We start from the raw sequence: 2404 nt of genomic DNA, 5'->3' as shown, positions 1-2404 counted from the left end.
AGCTTGGGCTCCGCACTGACTTCTGCGTCATTCGGGGCTGTAGCGCCAGTCTCGTCTGCGCCGCCAGCTATCGAATCCGTAGCAGATTCAAACTCGCGGCTGTCCTGGCTTACCGGCGTGTTGATGTGCTCCAGCCCAAACTCTTCGCGCACCGCCGTCTCTTCCGACACTTCCAGAAACGGGTTTTCGTCGAGCATCTGCTCGACCTCCTGGCTCAACTCAAGCGTCGACAGCTGCAACAGCCGGATCGACTGCTGCAGCTGGGGCGTCAGCGCAAGATGCTGCGAGACGCGGAGTGACAGGCCTTGTTTCACTGGATTTTCAAATGTGCGGAAAGATAAAACGACATGTCTTCGGCCAGCAGGGGCCGCGGAACTGGCTTCGCCAGGCCGCAGGCGCCGTCCCCAGAGGGGGAGAGGGAGCTACACGAAGTGAGCGACAACAGGGGGGAACCATCTTCACATCTTGAAGTGTTCGCCGAGATAGACTCTTCGTACATCGGCGTTGTTCACGATCTCGGACGGTGTGCCTTGCGCCAGCACATGGCCGTCGCTGATGATGTAGGCGTGGTCGCAAATGCCCAGTGTTTCACGCACGTTGTGGTCGGTGATCAGCACGCCGATGCCGCGCGATTTGAGGAAACCGATGATGCGCTGGATTTCGATCACGGCAATGGGGTCGATACCGGCAAAGGGCTCATCCAGCAGGATGAAGCGCGGCTGGGTTGCCAGCGCCCGCGCGATTTCGACCCGGCGGCGCTCGCCGCCCGAGAGCGCCGGTGCCGGTGAGTTGCGCAAATGATCTACCCGCAAATCCTGCAGCAGCGCGTCGAGCCGCGACTCGATGTCTGCGCGCCCCAGCGGCTTTCCGGTTTTGTCGAGCTGCAGCTCCAGCACGGCACGCACGTTTTCTTCGACCGTGAGCTTGCGGAAAATCGACGCTTCCTGCGGCAGGTAGCTCAGGCCCAGGCGGGCACGCAGGTGAATCGGCATGTGCTCGACCGACTCGCCGTCGATGGAAATTTCGCCTGCATCGGCGCGCACCAGGCCCACGATCATGTAGAACGAGGTCGTTTTGCCCGCGCCGTTGGGGCCCAGCAGGCCCACGACTTCGCCTTTTTGCACGGACAGCGAAACGTCCTGCACCACCTTGCGGCTGCCGTACGATTTTTGCAGACCTTGCGCAACAAGGCGGCTGGGGGTCAGGGCAGGAGCGGCCGGGGCCGCTGAAGTGTCAGTCACCACATCCATCTGTGCAGGTCTTTCTAGTTCTTTTCATTGCCCAGCGTCGTGCTGGGGCGCAGAACCGGGGCGGGGCCTGCGGGCGGCGCCGCGACGGGGGCCGAGGCTGTCGCGCGGGGTGACAGCATGGCGCGAACCCGTCCTGTGGGGTTGCTGGCCGTACGATTTTGCGCGCCCCCATCCACGGTGAAGACGTCGGTGTTGTTGTCGTAAACAATCAGGCTGCCGGTGGTTTCGTCCACCAGGGTGGCGCCGTTGTAGCGGCGCACCACCGCCCGCTTGATGAACTTCACCAGGTCTGCACGGCTGTCATATTCAATGCGTTCGCCTTCGCCTTCGATGTATTCGTCTACGCCGTCACGCTTTTTCCGGTAAAACGCCAGCTTGCCGGGCGCCGCGATGGACACCGCCTGCTGGTAGCCTTCGGGATCCTGCATGACGTCAACGCGCTCGCCGCGCACGATGGTCGTGCCCTTGGTGATCACCACATTGCCGGTAAAAACACTGGTTTGCTTCAGGTCGTCATAACGCAGGGCATCTGCCTCCGCGTTCATGGGCTTGTCCCGGTCGGCTTTTTCGGCGCTGGCCGGGAAAGCCACCCCCAGCACCAGAATGACCGGCAGGATGAAAGAAAAAATGGGGTGTTTCATAAGGCACGAATCTTGCTGCTTGGTGTTGGGCCATTGTAGCCATGCCAGCTCCGGGAATGGCTTGCACGGGGAATATTAGGGGCATAAAAAAACCCGCCGGAAATCGGGCGGGTTTTGTGAGCCAGTGTTTGGCGCGGCGCACGGCCGCAGGCGCTTTCTTTATTTGGCCTTGCGGGATTGGGCGATCAGGTGATCTGTGACCTGCAGCGCGCGGGTCATGGTTTGGGTCTGGTCCGACGAGGTGTAATAACGCCCCGCGATACCCAGCGACGGCACGCCGGCCACTTTGTAGCTATCCTGCAGCTGTGTGGCCTTGCGCGCCTTGGAGGCGACCGAAAAGGAGTTGTAGAACTCAACGAATTTGGCCTTGTTGAGGCCCTGCTTTTCAGCCCATGCAGCTATCAATTCGGGCGTGTTGAGCGGTTGTTTTTCCACGTGGATCGTAGCAAACACCTTCTTGTGAAGTTCCTCAATTTTGCCCATGGCCTCAAGCACGTAATACAGGCGCTGCTG

Annotated in this window: 3 protein-coding genes and 1 pseudogene; all 4 read right to left on the bottom strand. The window is 60.7% G+C overall.

From position 1 onward, the window contains the following. A pseudogene (locus AC1D1P_RS21030) lies at nt 1-314 on the bottom strand (RNA polymerase factor sigma-54); the annotation flags it as partial. Between the two features lie 144 nt (nt 315-458). Continuing rightward, nucleotides 459-1250, bottom strand: a complete 792-nt coding sequence (lptB, locus tag AC1D1P_RS21025) for an LPS export ABC transporter ATP-binding protein (protein ID WP_457282376.1) — start codon at nt 1248-1250, stop codon at nt 459-461. A 14-nt stretch (nt 1251-1264) separates the two neighbouring features. Continuing rightward, entirely contained in the window at nt 1265-1891 is a 627-nt protein-coding gene (gene lptA, locus AC1D1P_RS21020) for a lipopolysaccharide transport periplasmic protein LptA (RefSeq protein WP_477670659.1), read from the bottom strand. 159 nt (nt 1892-2050) lie between these two features. Beyond that, nucleotides 2051-2404: DsbA family protein (locus tag AC1D1P_RS21015; RefSeq protein ID WP_477674300.1), on the bottom strand; the 354-nt coding region annotated here is incomplete at its 5' end.

This window comes from Polaromonas sp. P1_E1_2 (assembly GCF_056406035.1).
Note: the sequence above shows the minus strand (reverse complement) of the source record. Positions and strands in the feature narration are given on the sequence as shown.